The organism is Bradyrhizobium sp. USDA 4516, from assembly GCF_054055915.1.
The window spans coordinates 2,975,835-2,995,663 of record NZ_JBSRXT010000001.1; the positions used below are offsets into that span (position 1 = coordinate 2,975,835).

Genomic DNA, 19,829 nt, shown 5'->3' on the forward strand with positions numbered 1-19,829 from the left:
ATGGCCAAAATCATCCGCTCTCAACGCGCCAGCACATCAAGCGTTCGTTCCGCACCGAAGAAGAAGCCTGCGAATGCGGCAAGGCTGCTGCCCAAACGCGGGGCAAAGAAGGCGGCCAAGAAGGCCGCCAAGCGAACCGTAAAGTCAAAGCCATGGACATCGGAGGAGGTCTACGAGGCCTTCGACCGGTTCCGCAAAGCCAATCCCGAGCCCAAGGGCGAGCTCGAGCACCTCAATCCCTACACGCTGCTCGTTGCGGTGGTGCTGTCGGCGCAGGCGACCGACGCCGGCGTCAACAAGGCGACGCGAGCGCTGTTCGCGGTCGCCGACACGCCGGACAAGATGCTTGAGCTCGGCGAGGACAAAGTGCGCGACTACATCAAGACCATCGGGCTCTATCGCAACAAGGCGAAGAACGTCATCGCGCTCTCGCAGAAGCTGATCGCCGAGTTCGGCGGCGAGGTGCCGCGCACGCGTGCCGAGATCGAATCGCTGCCCGGCGCCGGCCGCAAGACCGCGAATGTCGTGCTCAACATGGCGTTCGGCGAGCACACGATGGCGGTCGACACCCATGTGTTTCGCGTCGGCAACCGCACCGGGCTCGCGCCCGGCAAGACGCCGCTCGAGGTCGAGCTGGGATTGGAAAAAGTGATCCCGACCGAGTTCATGCTGCACGCCCATCACTGGCTGATCCTGCATGGCCGCTACACCTGCCTCGCCCGCGGTCCACGTTGCGACGTGTGTCTGATCAATGATCTCTGCCGGTGGCCGGAAAAGACTGTCTGAGGCATGATCGTCGTCATGTGCTATCAGGGCGTTCTCGAGCGAAGTGGATGCCGGTCCGCGTGATAGGTTCGTCGGCTGTTCCGGTGCGTGATTGAGGGAGTGCGGTGTGGCAGAGCAGGTTGAAGATGGTCCGTCACCCGCCAGCCAGACCGCGCCTGCTGCGGCACCTGCCAAGCCGCAACCTTCGGCAAGCGGCTTCTGGAGCCGTTTCGCGATTCCGCTGTTTGCCGTGCTCGTCGCGCTGGTGTTCGTCGCGGTGGCGACCAGCCGCTGGGATGCCTGGGTCGGCAGCGCCACGATCCAGACCACCAATGATGCCTATGTGCGCGCCGAATTGACCCAGCTCTCCAGCCGCGTGTCCGGCGAGGTGCTCACCGTCGCCGTCTCCGATTTCCAGCACGTCAAGGCCGGCGATCTCCTGGTGCAGATCGATCCGGCCGATTATCAGGCGCAGGTGGCGCAAGCCGAGGCCGGCGTGGTCGGTGCTCAGGCCGTGCTCGACAACCTCAACAACCAGGTCGAGCTGCAATATGCGACCATCGCGCAGGCCGAAGCTGCGCGGCTGTCCGCGGAGGCGCAGCAGACTCTGGCACGCCAGGAGGAAGAGCGTCAGCAGTCGCTGTCGCAAACCGACGCCGGCACGCGGCAGCGGCTCGAGCAGGCGACCGCATCCTACGCCAAGGCGGAGGCCGACGTGCGCGCCAGCCGCGCTGTCATCGCGGCACAGCGCCATCAGCTCGAGGTCCTGCAAGGCACCAAGAAGCAGCGTGCCGCCGACCTCGACGCCGCCAAGGCGCTATTGGCATCGGCCAAGCTCAAGCTTGGCTACACCAAGATCGTCGCGCCGTTCGACGGCGTCACCGGCGAGCGCCAAGTCCAGCCGGGCGACTACGTCAACATCGGCGCCAATCTGATCAACGTCGTGCCGCTGCCGAACGTCTATGTGATCGCCAACTACAAGGAGACCCAGCTGACCAACGTCAAGCCGGGCCAGCCGGTCGAGGTCACCGTGGATACGTTCGCGGGCCAGAAGCTGCGCGGCGTCGTCGAGCGCATCGCGCCGGCGAGCGGATCGCAGTTCGCGCTGCTGCCGCCCGACAACGCCACCGGCAATTTCACCAAGGTGGTGCAGCGCATTCCGGTGCGGATCCAGTTCGACAAGGGCCAGCCCTTGCTCGAGCGCCTGCTGCCGGGCATGTCGGTCGTCACGCGGATCGACACCGGCGAGGCGGTCGCCAATGGCGGAAAGTGACGACCGCGACCGTGGTCCGGTCTCGCGCGGCGACGTCGCGCGCTATCCGCTGTTCGCGGTCGTCGCCGTGCTGCTCGGCGCGTTTCTGGCGAATTTCGACAGCCGCCTGACCTCGGTCGGCCTGCCCGATCTGCGCGGCGCGTTCTCGCTCAGCTTCGACGAGGGCGCCTGGCTCTCGACGGCCGCCATCGGCTCGCAGATCTTCGTCGCGCCTGCGGTGGCCTGGCTTGCCACCGTGTTCGGCCTGCGCCGCGTGCTCGGCATTCCGAGCCTGGTCTATGCGGTGGTCTCGCTGACCATCCCGTTCGTGCGCGACTACACGACGCTGATCGCGCTCAGCATCGCCCACGGCATGCTGCTCGGCACCTTCGTGCCGGCGACGCTGATGATCATCCTGCGCAATTTGCCGATCCGATGGTGGCTGCCGGCGATCGCGATGTACTCGATCCGCGTCGGCTTCGCGCTCGACTCGTCGAGCTCGCTGGTCGGTTTCTATGTCGAGCATCTCGGCTGGCAGTGGCTGTATTGGCAGGGCGTGGTGATCGCGCCGCTGATGGGGCTGATGGTGTATCTCGGCACGCCGAAAGAACCCGTCAATCGCGACCTGCTGCACCATGCCGATTGGGGCGGCATGCTGCTGCTCGGCGCCGGGGTGTCGATGGTCTATGCCGGGCTCGATCAGGGCAACCGGCTGGACTGGCTGTCGTCGGGCACGGTGATGGCGCTCTTGATCGGCGGCGGGCTGTTGATCGTCGCCTTCATGATCAACGAAATGATCGCGCGCCGGCCCTGGGCGCATTTCAACGTGCTGTTCTCGCGCAATGTCGGGCTCTCGCTGGTCGTCATCCTGCTGTACACGCTGACCAGCCTGTCGAATTCGTCGCTGGTGCCGAACTTCCTCGGCACCGTCGGCGCGCTGCGGCCGGAGCAGTCGGGCGTGCTGCTGTTCACCTACGGCGCGCTGCCGATGTTCGTGCTGGTGCCGATCTCGATTCTGCTGCTGCGCCACCTCGATCCGCGCATCGTCGTGGTGCTCGGCTTCTCGGCGTTCGCAGCCACCAATCTCTGGGGCACGCAGCTGAGCCACGTCTGGGCGCGCGAGGATTTCGTCGGCATCGTCCTGCTCACGTCGATCGGGCAGGCGTTCACGCTGCTGCCGATCATCATCATGGCGCTGTCGAATTCCGATCCGTCGCGGGCGACGGCGTTCGCGGCCTATATCCAGATCATGCGCCTTGGCGGCGCCGAGATCGGCGTCGCGCTGATGGGGACTTGGCTGCGGGTCCGCGAGCAGATCCATTCGAACTATCTCGGACAGCACGTCCAGAATGGCGATATCGACGTCGTGAACCTGCTCAAGCGGCTGGCGGGTGAATTTTCCGGCCACGGCATCGGGACGGCGACCGGGCGCGCCGTCGGCACGCTGGCGGCGCTGGTGCAGCGCGAGGCCAACACGCTCGCCTATATCGACGGCTTCTGGCTGTGCTTCTGGCTCGCGATCCTGGCGCTGGTCCTGGTCGCCTTCATCACGCGCGCGCCGCAGGGCCCGTTGTCGCCGGCGCCGCTCGGCTTGGTGAAGAGCGCGATGCGCAGGCTGGGCGCCACCGCTTCCTGATTTTCGAAGAGGCGGCGCGGATATCGGCGCCGGGTCAATTTATAGTGAATGCGGCGCCCGCGCGATGTCGCAGGCGTGTTGAAATATTTTGCTCATCGCGCGGTTCCAAGAGCGGGGGAAATGGAGCCATGATGATCGAGATAAAGCAGACGGCCGCGCTTGTTTCCCTGGCGACGGCGGTTCCACCGCATCTATTCCATCAGGGACAGGTCCTGCAGGCCGCGCACAATCTCCTCGCCGATCGCTATCCCGAATTCGAGACGCTCTCCAGCCTGTTCGCCAACACCGGCATCCAGCATCGCTACGGCGTCAAGCCGATCGAATGGTATCTCGAACGGCGGGGCTGGCCGGAGCGAACGCTGGCGTTCCTGGAGGGCGCGGAGACGCTGTACGTCGACGTGGCCCGCAAGGCGATTGCGCGCGCCGACCTGACCGGCGGGGACATCGATATCGTGGTCACGGTGTGCTCGACGGGTATAGCCACGCCGACGCTGGAGGCGCGCGTCGCCGGCAAGCTCGGACTGCGGACGGATGTGTCGCGCGTGCCGGTGTTCGGCCTGGGCTGCGCGGGCGGCGTGTCGGGCCTGTCGATCGCGGCGCGGCTGGCCGAAGCGCGGCCGGGAGCGAACGTGCTGCTGGTTGCGCTCGAACTCTGCACGCTCGCGGTCCGGCACGACGAGCTCACCAAGGCAAATATCGTTGCGGCCAGCCTGTTCGGCGATGGCGCGGCCGCGATCGTGCTGCGTGCCGGGGACGGTGGCGCGACGCGGATCGAGGCGATGGGCGAAAAGCTGTGGCCGGATACGCTCGACATCATGGGCTGGACGGTCGATCCGGAAGGATTCGGCGTGGTCTTTCAGCGAACCATTCCGGATTTCGTCCGCGACCATGTTGGACCAGCCGTCGCCGAAATCCTGGCGCGGATGCAGCTGACCGCCGATGACATCGACCGCTTCCTCTGCCATCCCGGCGGCGCCAAGGTCATCGCCGCGCTGGAGCGGGCACTCGCGCTCGATCAGGGCACGCTCGATCACGAACGCGACGTCATCGCGGCTTGCGGCAACATGTCGGGCCCGACGGTTCTCTTTGTTCTCGAACGAGCCTGCGCCAAGGGATTGCCGCCGCGCTCGCTGCTCACGGCGCTCGGGCCGGGCTTCACGCTCAGCTGCGTTGCGCTCAGGCACGCGGCGTGAGCTTCGCGTCGGTCATCCTCTCGCTGGTCACGCTGCAGCGTCTCGGCGAGCTCGTGCTGTCACGTCGCAACACCGAGCGGCTTCTCGCACGAGGCGCGGTCGAGGTCGGCGCCAATCACTACCCGCTCATTGTCCTGGTTCACGCCGGCTGGCTGACCGCGCTGTGGATCTGGGGCAGCGACCAGGACGTCAATCTGGCCGCGCTGGCGGGTTTCCTGGTGCTGCAAGGCTTGCGGATATGGATCCTCGTCGCGCTGGGGCCGCGATGGACCACGCGAATCGTCGTGCTGCCGGGCGCGCCGCTGGTCGCATCCGGGCCGTACCGATATTTCCCGCATCCAAACTACGCCGTCGTGGTCGGTGAAATCGCACTTCTTCCCCTCGCGCTCCACCTGCCGCGATTGGCGCTGATCTTTACCCTCCTCAATCTCGCGGTGCTTGCGGTCCGGATTCGGATCGAGAACCGCGCGCTCTCCGTCTCCGATTGGCCGCGCACAAGCACGCCATGAGCAAGGCGGATCACCGAACCGACGGCCCATCGGCTGCGACCTGGACCGGCTTCCTCTTGATGTGCTTCGGCATGTTCATGGCGATTCTCGACATCCAGGTCGTCGCAACCTCGTTGCCGACGATCCAGCGCGCGCTTGCGATCTCGCCGGCGGCGATGAGCTGGATCCAGACCGCCTATCTGATCGCGGAGGTGATCGCGATCCCGCTGACCGGCCTGCTCACGCACGCGCTGTCGTTGCGTTGGCTGTTCGCGCTTGCGGTGAGCCTGTTCACTGTCGCCTCGGTCGGCTGCGCCCTCAGCGGCGGTTTTGCCGCGCTGCTGGCGTTTCGCGTGCTGCAGGGATTTTCCGGCGGCGTCCTGATCCCCGCAGTGTTCTCCGCCGTGTTCACGCTGTTTCCGGCGCGGCTTCATCCTGTAGCCACCACGATCGGCGGCGTCGTCGCGGTGCTCGCGCCGACCGTTGGACCCGTCGTCGGCGGCTGGATCACGCAGACCTGGTCGTGGCCATGGCTATTCCTGATCAATGTGTTTCCGGGAACGGTGGCAGCCTCGGTCACGCCGTTGCTGCTTCCGAGGGAAGGCATGCAGTTTCGCGCGTTCTCCAGGCTGGATAAATGGTCGCTTGTCCTGCTCGCAGCGACACTCGCAAGCTTCATGATCGGTCTGAAGGAAGCGCCGCAACGCGGTTGGGCCTCGATGCCTTGCCTCGGCCTGCTGATCGGAAGCATTGCCGGGATGGCGCTGCTGATCCGGCGCACGCTCCGCGCGGCCTATCCGATCGCGCAATTGACGCTTTTCAAGCGGCGTCCGTTCGCGATCGGTTGCGCACTGAGCTTTTGCCTCGGCATTGGCCTGTATGGATCGACCTATCTGATGCCGGTATTCCTCGGTTTCGTCCGCCGCCATGACGCCTTCGAGATCGGCACGATCATGCTGGTCACGGGGGTTGCGCAGCTCGCCGCCGCGCCGCTTGCGGCGATCCTCGAAAGCCGCGTCGGCGCGCGGCGGCTGACCGGCGCGGGCTTCGCCTTGTTCGCGCTCGGCCTCGGCTGGAGCGCCATTCAGCCGCGCACGGCGGATTTTGGCGAGATGTTCTGGCCGCAGGTCGTGCGTGGCGTCGCGATCATGTTCTGCCTGCTACCGCCGACGCGCATTGCGCTGGGCGCCCTGCCGGAGGCGGACATCGCCGACGCCAGCGGACTGTTCAACCTGATGCGCAATCTGGGCGGCGCGATCGGGATCGCCCTGATCGATACCATCCTCTATGGGCGAAGCCCGATCTATGGCGAGGATTTCCGCCTGCGCCTGCTGGCGGGAGATGTCACCGCGGCGCAGGCGATCGGGCTCGATCCGAAGTTGCTGATCGACCGCCCGCCGGGTCTGCCAGACGATGCCACGGTGGCGTTCATCCGGCCGTTGGTCGAACGGGCCTCGCTCGCACTCACCGCGAACGAGGCATGGGCGATGCTCACCTGCGTGGCGATCGTCGGACTGCTGCTCGTGCCCTTCGCAAGCGATCGGGTGCCGGCATCGCTGCCCGAGCTTCCGGATACCACCTAGACCGAGGACACGTTGGTTCGCCGCGCCGGTTCGATCAGCTCGCGCCGCGGGCCCGACAGCCGCTTGTACATGTGCACCATGAAGGCCATGCCGAACAGCGGCGTCGCCAGATTGACGATCGGGATCGAGACGAAGGCAGCGATGAACAGGCCCGCGGTAAAGACCGTCGCCGCGTTCTCCTTGCGCATCGCCTTGGCGTCATCAGGCGAGCGGAACCGCATCGCCGCAAGCTCGAAATACTCGCGGCCGAGCAGCCAGGCGGTCGCGAGGAAGAAGATGATGAAGCCCGCGCCCGCGAACAGCACGAACGGCAGCGCGACCAGATAGACCAGGATCGTCAGCAGCGCGGTCTTGACGCCCTCGATCGTCGCGAGCGTCACCGGCAGCGCCACGCCGGGATGGTCGGCCGGATAATGCTCGCGCTCGACATGGTCGGCGACGTCGTCGACAAACAGGCTCGCCACCAGCGAGGTGATCGCCGGCATCAGGAAGATGCCGCCGAGCACGACGCCAAGGCCCGCCGAGATCGAGACGATCCAGGACAGCACGTGCAGCGTGGAATGGAAATTGGGGCCGAGCATGCCTTCGGCCCAGACCTCTCCATAGTCGGCAAACCAGCTGAGCAGCCGCTGCAATCCGATCGCCAGCACGGTGATCAGCACCAGCGCGAGCCCGATCGAGCGCCACAGGATCGAGCGCATCGGCGGCGACAGGATTTGCGAAAGCGCCTTGACGGCGGCGGCTAACATGACTGGGTTACCTCTGCACAAATGACCCGCGAGAGGTAGACACCCAATATGGCTTCGGCAAGTGCCGTTTGTGCCGCGGCGAGAGCGTTTTCGAGTGAATTGCTCTAGGCGTCGAGCGGCCTGCCGCGGACGTTCGGTCCCCAGACACCGATGGCAATGATCACGATGACCATCGCCGCGGTGATCAGGCCGAACACGCCGCCGACGCCGGCCTCCTTCAGCATGAACGCCACGATGAAGCCGGAGAAGGTCGCGCTGAGCCGGCTCATCGAATAGACGAGGCCCGCGGCGCGTGCCCGGATCGCGGTCGGGAACACCTCGGTCTGGTAGGCGTGATAGGCGTAGGACAGCGTCATGTTGGCCCCCGTCACCAGCACGCCGCTGGCGATCAGCAGCACCGGCTCGGTGAGCTGCGAGAAGGCGAGACCGAACACCGAGATCGCGGCGGCCGCGCCGCAGATGATCCATTTGCGCTCGAAGCGGTCGGCGAAGGTTGCGGCCAAGAGCGGCGCGAGCGGATAGGCGAAGGCGATGATGAAGGAATATTGCAGGCTCTTGGTGACGTTGATGCCCTTCTGCACCAAGAGCGCCGGAACCCAGTTGGAGAAGCCGTAGACGCCGAATGCCTGGCAGAGATTGAAGATCATGAACAGCACGACGAGCGAGGCGTAGGGCGGCCTGAACAGGTCGGCATAGCCGGTCTCGGCCGGCGCACCTGCCGGCGCCATCGCCGCCGTCGCGGTCGGGCGCGGCGCCGCCGTCGGCGATGCGGCTTCGAGTGTCCGCATGATTGTCTCGGCCTCGGCAGCGCGGCCATGGCGGGCCAGCCAGAGCGGGCTTTCCGGAACGTAGAGCCGCAGCACCCAGATGATCATGCTGGCGGCGGCGCCGATCAGCACGACCCAGCGCCAGCCGTCGATGCCGTGCGGCGAGAGCGGCACCAGCCACCACGCGAGTGCCGCGACGATCGGCACTGCCGACAGCATCACCGCCTGGTTGATCGCAAACGCCCGGCCGCGCATCCAGCTCGGCACCAACTCGGTGATGTAGGCGTCGATGGTGATGACCTCGATGCCGATCCTGATCCCGGCGATGAAGCGCCACAGCAGCAGGCCGCCGGGTGTGGTCTGGCACGCCATGATCACGGATGCGGTGCTGTAGAACAGCAGCGACCAGGTGAAGACCGCCTTGCGCCCGAAACGATCGGCGAGGAAGCCGAGGCAGAACGTGCCGACGAACAGGCCGGCGAAGGTCGCCGCGACGAAGGCGCCGATCCCGGAGAAGCCGAAGAACGCCTGGGTCGTCGTGGTCATCAATCCGCTGCGGGCAAGGCCCGGCGCGATATAGCCAGTGAAGAACAGGTCGTAGATTTCGAAGCAGCCGCCGAGCGAGAGCAGGATCACCAGCCGCCAGACATACAAGGAGGTGGGCAGCGCCTCGAGCCGTCTCGAAATCTCGTCGGGTCCGCTTGTCGTGGTGGCGAGATCGGCGACCGAGCCGAGTTCGACGGCGCGCATGATGGTCCTCCCCGAATGGTGCAACGGCCGCCCTTCTTGCGAAGGCGTGCCGGTCGCGCATGTTTGGCAGCCGGGAGCCAGAAATCCAGACGAACATATCGAAGGAATCGTTCGATATTTTCGAACTCAGGGGGAGGGTTGCTTTGATTCACCTTTCAAACGGCTTGTTCAACTGTCGTCCCTGCGAAAGCAGTGAAAGGGACTCGTCGTCCCACTGGTGCGCAACTTTGCGGTTCGGTGGTTATGGGTCCCTGCTTTCGCACTAGTGCATCTACACGTTTGTCGGGCCATTTGCGAGGATTTGGAAGCGGGCCATTCCGGTGTGGAAGGTGATTGGTCCAGGTGGACGGTGGGAGGCGTAGCCGGTCCATCCGCCGAGTTTTGCGATGATCCATGCCGCCCAAGCAAGGGTGTTGGGGCGATGGTGGTTTTTCTGAAGCTCGGTGCGACCTTTCATGGTTTTGTTGATGGCCCTGAGCGTCTCGATCTCTTCTGCGGTGAAGACAAATTCAGCCGGCAATTCTTCGCCACTGTTGCGGGCCTGAACGAGTTGAATGACGATACATGCCGCTCTGGTGGCGACCGCCACGAGCTTGATCAGGCCTTCGGCGCTCTCGATCTGACTATCCTCGATGCGCAAACCCTGGCTCTTCAGCGAGCGAAAGAGTTGCTCAATGATCCAGCGCTGGCGGTACCAGGAGACGATCTGCCAGGCGTCTTTAGCGGTGGCGACCGGATGAGTGGTCAGGAGCAGCCAGCGAATGGGCTCCGCACCTCTCGGCGGATGCAACTCGACCACTTCTACGAAGCTGAGTTTGATGCCCTCCGCCAAGTCGGTGACGCCGGGCCTCTGCGGCCGCTTGAGCACGACGGTTCCGAAGCGCATCGAGAGATGGGCCTGCCGGCCGCGCCGATCCATTCGCTGCGGCAGATCGATCACCGCGTTGTCGCAGAAGCGGCTCCGCTCGACCGCCTGATAAAGTGTGTCGCCATCGACCAGCGCATGGTCGTGCATGGCACGCGACAGAAGATGGACATTCTCAGCTGGCGTCAGCGCCCAGTGAGCAAAGAAATCCCCCTCGCGGTCGTTGACGACGGTGATCATGCGGGCATCTGCCAGGACGTCGCGGCCTTGCTCGGCGGCCGTCACCCAGCGCGCCGACTCCTTGTCGGCCAAGGCGCGCCGCTCATGCGGGATTTTTACCTTGCCTTTGCGCGTCCAAACGTTGCCGCCAGTAAGGCCAAGACAGACCCCGCTGTCGGCATCCACCGCCATCATCGCATGCAACAGCACGCCGCGAGCATTGCCCTTGCCGACTTTGCCCAGCCCGCGCCGCCGTCCCGCCTGGGTCTGGAACTTGACCTCGCTCGTATCCTGGATCGCCAGCACATGACGCCCGCTGACCGCAGTCCGCGTCTGCGTGCTCCAGCCCTCAATCAATTTATCGATCGTGACTTGGGGGTTGTTCACAAACCGCCAGAACGCCATATTGGCAGCCCAATCGCCCCGGGCCATCTGGCGCAAGCAGACGCTGCGCGTGCAAAGCATAGCCCGGAGAAGCGTCGCCCCCTTTTGTCGAGACGAACGTCCCCGAACTCACCCAAAGACAAATCCGGCTGCATCGCTGGCGCTCCTTCGAATCAAAGCGCCAGTGAGAGAATCATACAACATGCTGCAGAGACGCCACTTCTTGCTGCACCGAGTCAATCTGTCGCGCCCCAAAACCGTGTAGACACGCTAGTGCTTTCGCAGGGACGACTCTGAACCTGTGCAACCACTGGGTCATACATTCAGATCAGCAGCGTCGCCTCCCAGGCGCCGCGGCCCACCTGGTCTGCGATCAGGGCGCGGATCAGGCGGCACATCTCCTCCATGACGTAAGTCATCGGGCGATTGCGCAAGCGGCAAAGATAGAGCGTGCGGGTCAGTTTTGGTTCGATGACTTCGCGCGCGACCAGCAATCGTGCCTTCAACGGCTCGCTGACGAAATGCGTCGTCGCGATCGTGCAGCCCAAGCCCGCGGTCAGCGCGCCGATCATGCCGCTGGTCGAGTTGAGGTGCATGATCGCATTGGCCTCGAGCCGCTTCAGCAGCACGGGATCATCCAGCAGCGCGCGCGCCGATAGTCCGTACCGCAACAGGATCAGGGGCAGCCGCGTCACCTCCTCGAAGGGAATTGGCGTTTTCTTGCCGATCAGCTTCTCGGTGCCGACGCAGAACATCTGTTCCTCCAGCACCGGCTCGGCGACCAAGTCTTTTTCCGACGGCGGATTGTAGACCAGCGCGAGGTCGACCTCGGAGCTCAGCAGATGCAGCAGCGTCGCGCCGGAGAGACTCTCGGTCAGCGACAGCTTCAGGTTCGGATATTTCGTCAGCACGGTGCGCATCAGCGGCACGCCGATCGCCTTCATCCCGGAATTGGCCATGCCGATCGAGATATCGCCGGCGATCACGCTGGCGCCTTCCTTGATCTCGCGCTCGGCCGCCGCCATCGCGCGCAGGATGATGCGGGCATGTTCATAGAGCCGCTCGCCCGCCGCGGTCGGTTCCATGCCGCGTGGCTTGCGCTCGAACAGCGGCGTGGCGAATTCAGCTTCCAGATTAGCGATGTGGTGGCTGAGCGCGGATTGCGCGACGTTGGCCTGATCCGCCGCCCGCGACAGGTTGCGCTGCTCGTAAACCGCGATGAAATAGCGAAGCTGGCGCGAATCCATGAGGGTTCAGCGTTCTAGAACCACGAATACTCTATTCGACAGATTATATTTTTCAGATAGCGTTGCGGAAGCCTAACCTGCGCCGATCACAAAGCGTTTTCGAGCGAAGCGGATACCGGTTCGCGTGAAGAAACGCGTCAGAACAAGAGCGCAACGAGCACGGAGAAACCGATGACCGGGAACGGACTGCCGCTGGAAGGCGTGAGGGTCGTCGAGATGACCCACATGGTGATGGGGCCGACCTGCGGCATGATCCTGGCGCAACTCGGCGCCGAGGTGATCAAGGTCGAACCGCCCGCCGGCGACAAGACCCGTTCGCTCGGCGGCATGGGCGTCTCGTTCTTCCCGCTGTTCAACCGCGGCAAGCGCAGCGTCGTGCTCGACTTCGCCAAGCCCGAGGACCGCGACACGATGCACCGGCTGCTTGCCAGCGCCGACGTGTTCCTGGAGAATTTTCGCGACGGCCAGCTCGACAAGCAGGGGCTCGGCGCCGAGGAGCTTCGCCAAAAATATCCGCAGCTGATCATCGCCGGCCACAAGGGCTTTCTGTCCGGTCCCTATGATCATCGGCCGGCGCTCGACGAGGTCGTGCAGATGATGTCGGGGCTCGCGGCGATGACCGGCACGCGCGACAAGCCGCAGCGCGTCGGCTCCTCCGCCAACGACATCATGGGCGGCATGTTCGGGGTGATCTCGATCCTCGCCGCGCTCTATCAGAAGCGTGGCGGCGACAGGAGCGGCGCTGACATCCGCATCGGCCTGTTCGAGAACTGCCTGTTCCTGGTTGCCCAGCACATAGTCGAGTACGAGATGACCGGACGCAAGCCGCGCTCGATGCCGGAACGCGAGCATGCCTGGCCGATCTACGACATCTTCGATACCGCCGGCGGCGATCGCATCTTCATCGGCGTCGTCACCGAAGGTCATTGGCAGAGCTTCTGCCGCGAGTTCGGCCTCACGGAATTCGCCGACGATCCGACGCTGCGCTCGACCACGGACCGCATCATGGCGCGCGACCGGATCATTCCGCGCGTTGCCGCGGTGATCAAGGATTGGAACGTGGCGGACCTCTCGGCGAGGCTCGACGCGCTTAACATCTGCGTCTCGCCGATCAACCGGCCGGAGGATCTGCTCGGGGATCCGCATGTGCTGCGTCCCGGCGGGCTGGTCAACAACGTGAACGCCGACGGCAAGCCGTTCCGCGTCCCCGCGCTGCCGCTCGAATGGAACGGCCGCAATATCGGCGAAGGTCTGAAGGTGCCGGTGCTCGGCGCCGATACCGAAGCGGTGCGCGCCGAGCTCGCACAACAGAAGATTTCATCAACCGGAAACGCTGCGTGAGGCTGACATGACCCGTGTCCACGATATCTATCCCACCGACAAGGTGAGCCTGCGAGAGGTCGGCCTGCGCGACGGGCTGCAACTCGTGAAGACGTTCCCGTCGACCGCGGCGAAACAGCGCTGGGTGCGCGATGAATACGCCGCCGGCGTACGGCATTTCGAGGTTGGCTCGTTCCTGCCGGCCAAGACCTTCCCGCAATTCGTCGATGTCCGCGACGTGGTCGCCTCCATCGCCGCGCTGCCCGGGGCGCACGGCGTCGCGCTGGCGCTGAACGAGCGCGGCGTCAACGAGGCGCTGGCCACCGGCGTTGCCGAGATCGCCTCGGTGGTATCGGCGACCGAGGAGCACAGCCAGGCCAACGCCAACCGCTCGCGCGAATCCGCGATCGGGAACATCAAGCGGCTTTGCGAGCTGCGCGATGCCAGCGCGCACAAGCCCCTGGTCAATGCCGCGATCTCGATGGCACTGGGCTGCTCGATCGTCGGTCCCGTCGATCCGAACGAGGTGCTGCGCCTCACCGAGAAGCTGTACGAGGTCGGCGTCGACATGGTCGCGATTGCGGACACGGTGGGTTATGCCGGGCCGAAGCAGGTCGGCGAGCTGACGCGGGGCGCGGTGAAGATGGCGGGATCGAAGCCGGTCTGCGTGCATCTGCACGACACCCGCGGCATGGGCATCGCGAATGCTTCCGCCGCGCTCGATGAGGGCGCCCGCGTGCTCGACGGCTCGCTCGGCGGCCTCGGCGGCTGCCCGTTCGCGCCGGGCGCCACCGGCAATGTCGTGTTCGAGGACCTCGTCTTTCTCTGCGAGAGCAAGGGATTTCCGACCGGCATCGATCTCGATCGCCTGGTCGAGGTGCGCGCGATCCTGAAATCGGAGATGCCGAACGAGGCGCTCTATGGCGGTCTCGCCCGCGCCGGCCTGCCGCGCGGCACCAAGGCGAGGGCGGCGTAGCGTATACATTGCGTAGCCCGGATGGAGCGAAGCGAAATCCGGGGCCTCGCCCGCAGACGGAGCTTCCCGGATTTCGCTGCGCTCCATCCGGGCTACGAGACGACACGCTCTCAATCGTGCCCGTGCCCCCGCTTGCGCGGCTTCTTGTCCGGGACGGTCGGGATCATCACGACGCGACCGTAACGCACACCGCGCTCGGCGATGATGTGATCGGCGAGATGGCGGACCTCGCTGCTGGCACCCTTCAGCGCCGTCACCTCCATGCAGCTGTCGTCGTCGAGATGGACGTGCAGCGTCGCCAGCGACAGGTCGTGATGGCCATGGAAATTCTGCACCAGCCGCTTCGACAGATCGCGCGCGGCGTGGTCGTAGACATAGACCAGCGCCGCAACGCACTGCCCTGACGGCGCCTCTTCCGCGCTCTGCTGCAAGCCGGCGCGTGCGAGATCGCGGATGATCTCGGAGCGGTTCTGATAGCCGCGCGCCTCGGCGGCGGCGTCGATCTCTGCGAGCAGGTCATCCTCGATGGTGATGGTGATGCGTTGCATGGATTATCCGTGGTGGCTCGATTGCCTGGCGGTATGACATTTTTCTTGTAACGTCATACTGTGCTTGCTAGCGTCGATTGCCGGGGTTGGTTGGACTGGTGCGGTCGTCGCGTGACTGTAACAGGTATCATGCGGGGGCATGGGCGTTGCGTCGTACTGCATGGCGGATATTTCCCGCCGCCGCCTCCATTGCAGCATTCGCGCCGGCCGCCGAAGCGCAGACGGTCGCCACCGTGCCCGGCCAGTTGCCGCCGGTGACTGTGACGTCGCCGGACCAGGGGCCACCCAGGCACGCCAGACCGTCCCAGCGTCCGCGCCGTGTAGCCGGCGGCGGCCGCAAGCCCGCAGCGCTCCAACCGAGCCAGCCCACCGCTGCGAGCGACGGAATCACCGGCGGCTCGGCGACCGTGTCCGCGTCCGATCTGCAACCGACCGCCGCCAGCGCGCGGCAGATCAGCGGCGACGAGGTGAATGCGCGGCCGGTCTCGCGCGTCGGCGAAGTTCTGGAGGCGGTGCCAGGCCTGATCGTCACCCAGCATTCCGGCGAGGGCAAAGCCAATCAATATTTTCTGCGCGGCTTCAATCTCGATCACGGCACTGACCTCGCCATCACCGTCGACGGCATGCCGGTCAACATGCCGACCCATGGTCATGGCCAGGGCTATGCCGACATCAATTTCCTGATCCCGGAGCTGATCCGGTCGATGGATGTCCGCAAGGGTCCATACTACGCGGACAAGGGCGACTTCGCTTCCGCCGGCGCGGTCGACATCAATTATCTGAACGCACTGCCGAAGAACATCGCCGAGCTGACAGTTGGCAGCTTCGGCTATCTGCGCGCGATGACAGCCAGCTCGGCCAAGGCCGGCGATGGCACGCTGCTCGCAGCCTTCGAGGCCAACAAATACAATGGCCCGTGGGACGTGCCCGACGACATTCGCAAGCTCAACGGCGTACTGCGCTATAGCCAGGGTACCGCGACCGACGGCTTCTCGCTGACCGCGATGGCCTATTCCAATGGCTGGAATTCGACCGACCAGGTCGCGCAACGTGCGATCGACCAGGGCCTGATCGGCCGTTATGGCACGCTCGATCCGACCGATGGCGGCACCGCCAGCCGCTTCAGCCTGTCCGGCAACTGGGCGCAGTCCAGCGACTACGGGCAGAGCAAGCTCAACGCCTATGTGATCCGCTCGTCGCTGCAGCTTGACAACAACTTCACCTATTTCCTCGACGACCCCGTCAACGGTGACCAGTTCAGCCAGACCGACAGGCGCACCGTCTATGGCCTCGACGCCAGCCATGCTTTCGACCTTCGTTTCGCCGGCGTCGATACGCAGACCCGGGTCGGCGTGCAGACCCGCTACGACGACATCAATGTCGGTCTGTTCAAGACCGTGCAGCGCGAGATCCTGTCCAGCGTGCGCAACGACCAGGTGCAGGAGGGCAGCGTCGCGCTGTGGGCCGATACCACCGCGCGCTGGACCGACTGGCTGCGCACCACGGTCGGCATCCGCGAGGATTATTTTGCCGGCCATGTGCTGAGCGACACGCCGCAGAATTCCGGCAACGCCCAGGCGGCGATGACGAGCCCGAAGGCCGGCATCGTGCTCGGCCCCTGGTCCAGGACCGAGTTCTACGGCAATGCCGGCTTCGGCTTGCATTCCAACGACATCAGGGGCGCGACCATCACCGTCGATCCCAATGACAAGGTGACGCCGCTCGAGCGCGTGCCGCTGCTGGTGCGCTCGAAGGGCGCCGAGCTCGGCATCCGCACCAGGGCGATCGACGGCCTCACCTCGTCGCTCGCCGTGTTCGTGCTCGATTTCGATTCCGAGCTGCTGTTCGTCGGCGATGCCGGCACCACCGAGCCGAGCCGGCCGAGCCGGCGCGTCGGCGTCGAGTGGACCAACCAGTACAAGCTCTTGCCGTGGGTGAGCCTCGATTTCGACCTCGCCTATACCCGCGCCCGCTTCACGGATGTCGATCCGGCCGGCAATTTCATTCCGGGTGCGCCGGCCTGGGTCGCCAGCGGCGGCGTCACCTTCGGCCGCGAGACCGGCTGGTTCGGCAGCCTGCGCGCCCGCTATTTCGGCCCGCGCCCGCTGATCGAGGATGACAGCGTGCGCTCGCTGTCGTCATTCATCGTCAACGCCCGCGCCGGCTACAAATTCGACAACGGGATGCGGCTGCAGCTCGACGTCCTCAATCTCTTCAACGCGCAAACCAACCAGATCGAATACTACTATCTGTCGCGGCTGCCGGGCGAGCCGATCGATGGCGTCGCCGACCGCCATGTGCATCCTGCCGAGCCGCTTGCCGTTCGACTGACGCTTGCGGCAACGTTCTGATCGTCACACCGGCGCGCGACCTTCCGCGGTCATTTCCGCAGCCGGAAGCGCCGTCTCTTCGTCAGTCGCTTCAGGAACAAGCGGCGGCGACTTACGTTCTGGAAACACACCGAATTCGCCCGCCACCTCCTGGAGCGGCTTCTGCTTGTCGGCCCAGTGCAGGGCCGTATAGTCGAAACCGTGCACGATGGTGGGTTTGACGACTTCGAAATAGGGCGAGATGTCGAAATCGCGAGGCATGTAGAGCGAAGAATCGCGGATATGCAGGATCTCGCGGCGCGCCTTGCGGCTGGCGGCGCGCGTGATCTTGGGCAGGATCGGATAGCGCACGGCGTCGAACGCCTGCGCGATCAGCGCCGAGCAGATGATCTTGGTCGGATCGCCGGAGCCGAACGCGATCATGCGGCGGCGCCAGCGCTGCGGGATCGGCAGCGGAAACAGATAGCGCGCGAGATCGACGATGTTCTTGGTGTCGTAGCCGAAGCCGATGCGGTTGATGGCGTAGCGGCACACCGTGGTGCGGTCCTCGAACGACAGTCCGACTGGACGGCAGAGGCGGGTGTGGTAGGCGAGATATTTCGACAGCGGCGCGGAGGTCACGCCTTCGCCGATATTGGCCTCGATCAGCACATGCTGTTCGCCGTCAGGCTCGAACGCGCCGTCGATCGGCCCGACAAACAGCGCGGCGTGCGACCAGGTCGACTGCGTGAGGTATTTGATGATGCCGGAAATCCGGTTGTTGCCTTCGACCAGCAGCACGTCGCCGGGCTGCATGATGGTCCGCAGATGGTCCGGGTCGCTCGGCGTGAACGGCTCGTAACCGGGGACTTCCTTCTGCAGGTACCCCGCGATCCATTTACCGACGGTATCGAGCATTACGCCCATGGATTCCCCCCAGCGGTTCTATGACCGCTTGTCTTTCACTTAATCATGGTCGCAAGCTGTTGCAATTTAGTTCATGCCATCGGCGGATCAATCATGATTGATTTACCGTGATGGTTGCTGCGGTCGGTGAGATGCGGCACAGTTCGCGAAGCGTTCCCGTTCTCCGCAAGTCCCCGGAAACCATGCCAGAAGCTATGTCATGACCGTGACCCGCCGCGATTTCCTGTCGGCGTCCGCAGCCTTCGCGCTGGTGCCTGCGCTGGGCGGCCGGGTGCTTGCGGCGCCGCCGCCGCGCGAGGCCGACATCGTCGTGATCGGCGCAGGGGCCGCAGGCATTGCCGCGGCGCGACGGATCGTTGCCGCCAACCGCAAGGTGATCGTGGTGGAAGCGGCAGGCCAGGTCGGCGGTCGCTGCCAGACCGACGCGTCGACATTCGGTGTGCCGTTCGACCGCGGCGCGCGCTGGATGCACAATCCCGAGACCAATCCGATGATCCGGCTGGCCCGCTCCGCGGGCCTCGACATCGTCACGGCGCCTGCGGGGCAGAAGATTCGCATCGGCCGGCGCTATGCCCGCCCCGGCGAGACCGAGGAGTTTTTGGCGGCGCTGGTGCGCGCCAATCGCGCCATCGACGACGCTGCGCGCAAGGCCGATATCGCCTGCGCCGCTGCGATGCCGAAGGATCTCGGCGATTGGGCCGGCACCGCGGAATTCCTGCTCGGGCCCAATTTCTGCGGCAAGGATCTGAAGGATCTCTCCGCCGTCGACAAGGTGCGCGCGCAGGATCGCAACACCGCGATCGCTTGCCGGCAGGGGCTCGGCGCGCTGATCGCAAAGCTCGGCGAAGGACTGCCGCTGGCGCTGTCGACGCCGGCGCAGCGTATCCTGTGGAGCAATCGCGACGTCATGGTCGAGACGCCCTCCGGCAAGATCACCGCGCGCGCCGCCATCGTCACGGTGTCGAGCAACGTGCTCGCGAGCGGCAATATCAAATTCGCGCCGGAGCTTCCGAAGCGCGCGCTCGATGCCGCCGCCAAGCTCAGCCTCGGCAGCTACGATCGCATCGCGCTGCAGATCCCCGGCAATCCGCTCGGACTGTCGCGCGATGACGTCATCATTGAGCAGAGCAATTCGACCAAGACGGCGCTGCTCTACGGCAATATCGCAGGCTCCTCGCTGTGTACGATCGACGTCGCAGGCTCGTTCGGCCGCGACCTGTCGGCGCAGGGCGAGCAGGCGATGTCGGCTTTCGCGGTGGAATGGCTGACCAAGCTCTATGGCAGCGAGGTCGGCGCCGCCGTGAAGAAGACCAGCGCGACGCGCTGGAATGCACAGCCCTTCATTATGGGCGCGATGTCGGCTGCTGCACCCGGCGCACAATTCTCGCGCCGAATCCTGGCCGAGCCGATCGGCGCGATGTATCTCGCGGGCGAGGCCACCCATGAGACGCTGTGGGGCACCATCGACGGCGCCTGGGACAGCGGCGAGCGCGCCGCCGACGCCGCGCTGCGCAGGATCGGCGGGGCGAAGGAAGCGACACCGGCGCCCGCAGCGCCCGCCGCAAAACACAAGCGCCGCACGTCGCCTCGCTCCGGGGCGATGAATTGACGGTCGGGCGAGGTGACGGTTGAGCGCGGCCGGCCTTACCGTCGTGTGTGCGATGATTTGATTTGGTGGCGAGTGCTGCCGCACAACAGATGTCGTCCCTGCGAACGCAGGGACCCATACGCCGCAGCAGATGTTGTGATCGGGACTCGTCGTTCCACCATCGTTCACCAATAACCGTTCGTGGTTATGGGTCCCTGCGTTCGCAGGGACGACACCGAGGATGTTGCGCAGCAGGTGGTCAT

At 65.1% G+C, this 19,829-nt stretch carries 16 protein-coding genes; 10 read left to right on the forward strand and 6 right to left on the reverse strand.

Translation table 11 applies throughout. The annotated features are described in order from the left end of the window. The 6 genes from nth (at position 1) to ACVI1L_RS13740 (ending at position 6,917) form a co-directional block, all read left to right on the forward strand. Complete coding sequence (gene nth, locus ACVI1L_RS13715; RefSeq protein WP_210262631.1) at positions 1 to 786, forward strand: endonuclease III; 786 nt, start codon at positions 1 to 3, stop codon at positions 784 to 786. A gap of 106 nt (positions 787 to 892) precedes the next feature. Further along, the gene (locus tag ACVI1L_RS13720) at positions 893 to 2,038 is read left to right on the forward strand and encodes an HlyD family secretion protein (protein ID WP_168856183.1); all 1,146 of its coding nucleotides are present in this window, start codon (positions 893 to 895) and stop codon (positions 2,036 to 2,038) included. Further along, the gene (locus ACVI1L_RS13725; RefSeq protein WP_456783105.1) at positions 2,025 to 3,653 is read left to right on the forward strand and encodes an MFS transporter; all 1,629 of its coding nucleotides are present in this window, start codon (positions 2,025 to 2,027) and stop codon (positions 3,651 to 3,653) included. Before ACVI1L_RS13720 ends, ACVI1L_RS13725 begins: the two co-directional genes overlap by 14 nt. 140 nt (positions 3,654 to 3,793) lie before the next feature. Further along, entirely contained in the window at positions 3,794 to 4,846 is a 1,053-nt protein-coding gene (locus tag ACVI1L_RS13730) for a type III polyketide synthase (RefSeq protein WP_456785552.1), read from the forward strand. After that, on the forward strand, positions 4,843 to 5,355 hold the full coding sequence (locus tag ACVI1L_RS13735) for an isoprenylcysteine carboxyl methyltransferase family protein (RefSeq protein WP_456783106.1): 513 nt from the start codon (positions 4,843 to 4,845) through the stop codon (positions 5,353 to 5,355). Before ACVI1L_RS13730 ends, ACVI1L_RS13735 begins: the two co-directional genes overlap by 4 nt. Positions 5,356 to 5,414: 59 nt before the next feature. Continuing rightward, positions 5,415 to 6,917: a DHA2 family efflux MFS transporter permease subunit gene (locus ACVI1L_RS13740; protein WP_456785553.1), complete on the forward strand. Its 1,503-nt coding sequence runs from the start codon at positions 5,415 to 5,417 to the stop codon at positions 6,915 to 6,917. Here the strand turns inward: ACVI1L_RS13740 and ACVI1L_RS13745 are convergent. The 4 genes from ACVI1L_RS13745 to ACVI1L_RS13760 all read right to left on the reverse strand — a co-directional run bounded on the left by ACVI1L_RS13745 (position 6,914) and on the right by ACVI1L_RS13760 (position 11,898). Beyond that, on the reverse strand, positions 6,914 to 7,666 hold the full coding sequence (locus ACVI1L_RS13745; protein WP_057020368.1) for a sulfate transporter family protein: 753 nt from the start codon (positions 7,664 to 7,666) through the stop codon (positions 6,914 to 6,916). The genes ACVI1L_RS13740 and ACVI1L_RS13745 overlap by 4 nt on opposite strands. Before the next feature lie 104 nt (positions 7,667 to 7,770). After that, positions 7,771 to 9,183, reverse strand: a complete 1,413-nt coding sequence (locus tag ACVI1L_RS13750; protein ID WP_456783107.1) for an MFS transporter — start codon at positions 9,181 to 9,183, stop codon at positions 7,771 to 7,773. A 271-nt stretch (positions 9,184 to 9,454) separates the two neighbouring features. Further along, complete coding sequence (locus ACVI1L_RS13755; RefSeq protein ID WP_456785505.1) at positions 9,455 to 10,699, reverse strand: IS4 family transposase; 1,245 nt, start codon at positions 10,697 to 10,699, stop codon at positions 9,455 to 9,457. Between the two features lie 275 nt (positions 10,700 to 10,974). Then, positions 10,975 to 11,898: a LysR family transcriptional regulator gene (locus tag ACVI1L_RS13760; protein WP_225642493.1), complete on the reverse strand. Its 924-nt coding sequence runs from the start codon at positions 11,896 to 11,898 to the stop codon at positions 10,975 to 10,977. Between the two features lie 171 nt (positions 11,899 to 12,069). On the opposite strand from ACVI1L_RS13760, the gene ACVI1L_RS13765 reads away from it, so the two are divergent. Next, positions 12,070 to 13,239 (forward strand): CaiB/BaiF CoA transferase family protein, encoded by a 1,170-nt coding sequence (locus ACVI1L_RS13765; RefSeq protein WP_456783108.1) that lies wholly within the window; start codon positions 12,070 to 12,072, stop codon positions 13,237 to 13,239. A 7-nt stretch (positions 13,240 to 13,246) separates the two neighbouring features. Continuing rightward, entirely contained in the window at positions 13,247 to 14,194 is a 948-nt protein-coding gene (locus tag ACVI1L_RS13770; protein WP_456783109.1) for a hydroxymethylglutaryl-CoA lyase, read from the forward strand. A 110-nt stretch (positions 14,195 to 14,304) separates the two neighbouring features. On the opposite strand, the gene nikR is transcribed toward ACVI1L_RS13770, so the two are convergent. Next, positions 14,305 to 14,742: a nickel-responsive transcriptional regulator NikR gene (nikR, locus tag ACVI1L_RS13775; protein WP_456783110.1), complete on the reverse strand. Its 438-nt coding sequence runs from the start codon at positions 14,740 to 14,742 to the stop codon at positions 14,305 to 14,307. Between the two features lie 146 nt (positions 14,743 to 14,888). Between nikR and ACVI1L_RS13780 the strand changes: the two genes are divergently transcribed. Beyond that, complete coding sequence (locus ACVI1L_RS13780; protein WP_456783111.1) at positions 14,889 to 17,093, forward strand: TonB-dependent receptor; 2,205 nt, start codon at positions 14,889 to 14,891, stop codon at positions 17,091 to 17,093. Between the two features lie 3 nt (positions 17,094 to 17,096). Here ACVI1L_RS13780 and ACVI1L_RS13785 read toward each other — a convergent pair whose 3' ends face one another. Beyond that, positions 17,097 to 17,978 carry a YiiX/YebB-like N1pC/P60 family cysteine hydrolase gene (locus tag ACVI1L_RS13785; protein ID WP_456783112.1) on the reverse strand — a complete coding sequence of 294 codons (882 nt, stop codon included), beginning with the start codon at positions 17,976 to 17,978 and terminating at the stop codon, positions 17,097 to 17,099. Positions 17,979 to 18,177: 199 nt separating this feature from the next. Between ACVI1L_RS13785 and ACVI1L_RS13790 the strand changes: the two genes are divergently transcribed. Next, on the forward strand, positions 18,178 to 19,587 hold the full coding sequence (locus ACVI1L_RS13790) for a flavin monoamine oxidase family protein (RefSeq protein WP_456783113.1): 1,410 nt from the start codon (positions 18,178 to 18,180) through the stop codon (positions 19,585 to 19,587). Positions 19,588 to 19,829: the final 242 nt, after the last annotated feature.

Coding starts and splice junctions, on each gene's coding strand:
- nth (WP_210262631.1), top strand. CDS start 1: ATGGCCAAAATCATCCGCTCTCAACGCGCCAGCACATCAAGCGTTCGT.
- ACVI1L_RS13725 (WP_456783105.1), top strand. CDS start 2,025: ATGGCGGAAAGTGACGACCGCGACCGTGGTCCGGTCTCGCGCGGCGAC.
- ACVI1L_RS13740 (WP_456785553.1), top strand. CDS start 5,415: ATGTGCTTCGGCATGTTCATGGCGATTCTCGACATCCAGGTCGTCGCA.
- ACVI1L_RS13745 (WP_057020368.1), bottom strand. CDS start 7,666: ATGTTAGCCGCCGCCGTCAAGGCGCTTTCGCAAATCCTGTCGCCGCCG.
- ACVI1L_RS13750 (WP_456783107.1), bottom strand. CDS start 9,183: ATGCGCGCCGTCGAACTCGGCTCGGTCGCCGATCTCGCCACCACGACA.
- ACVI1L_RS13755 (WP_456785505.1), bottom strand. CDS start 10,699: ATGGCCCGGGGCGATTGGGCTGCCAATATGGCGTTCTGGCGGTTTGTG.
- ACVI1L_RS13760 (WP_225642493.1), bottom strand. CDS start 11,898: ATGGATTCGCGCCAGCTTCGCTATTTCATCGCGGTTTACGAGCAGCGC.
- ACVI1L_RS13765 (WP_456783108.1), top strand. CDS start 12,070: ATGACCGGGAACGGACTGCCGCTGGAAGGCGTGAGGGTCGTCGAGATG.
- ACVI1L_RS13770 (WP_456783109.1), top strand. CDS start 13,247: ATGACCCGTGTCCACGATATCTATCCCACCGACAAGGTGAGCCTGCGA.
- nikR (WP_456783110.1), bottom strand. CDS start 14,742: ATGCAACGCATCACCATCACCATCGAGGATGACCTGCTCGCAGAGATC.
- ACVI1L_RS13785 (WP_456783112.1), bottom strand. CDS start 17,978: ATGGGCGTAATGCTCGATACCGTCGGTAAATGGATCGCGGGGTACCTG.
- ACVI1L_RS13790 (WP_456783113.1), top strand. CDS start 18,178: ATGACCGTGACCCGCCGCGATTTCCTGTCGGCGTCCGCAGCCTTCGCG.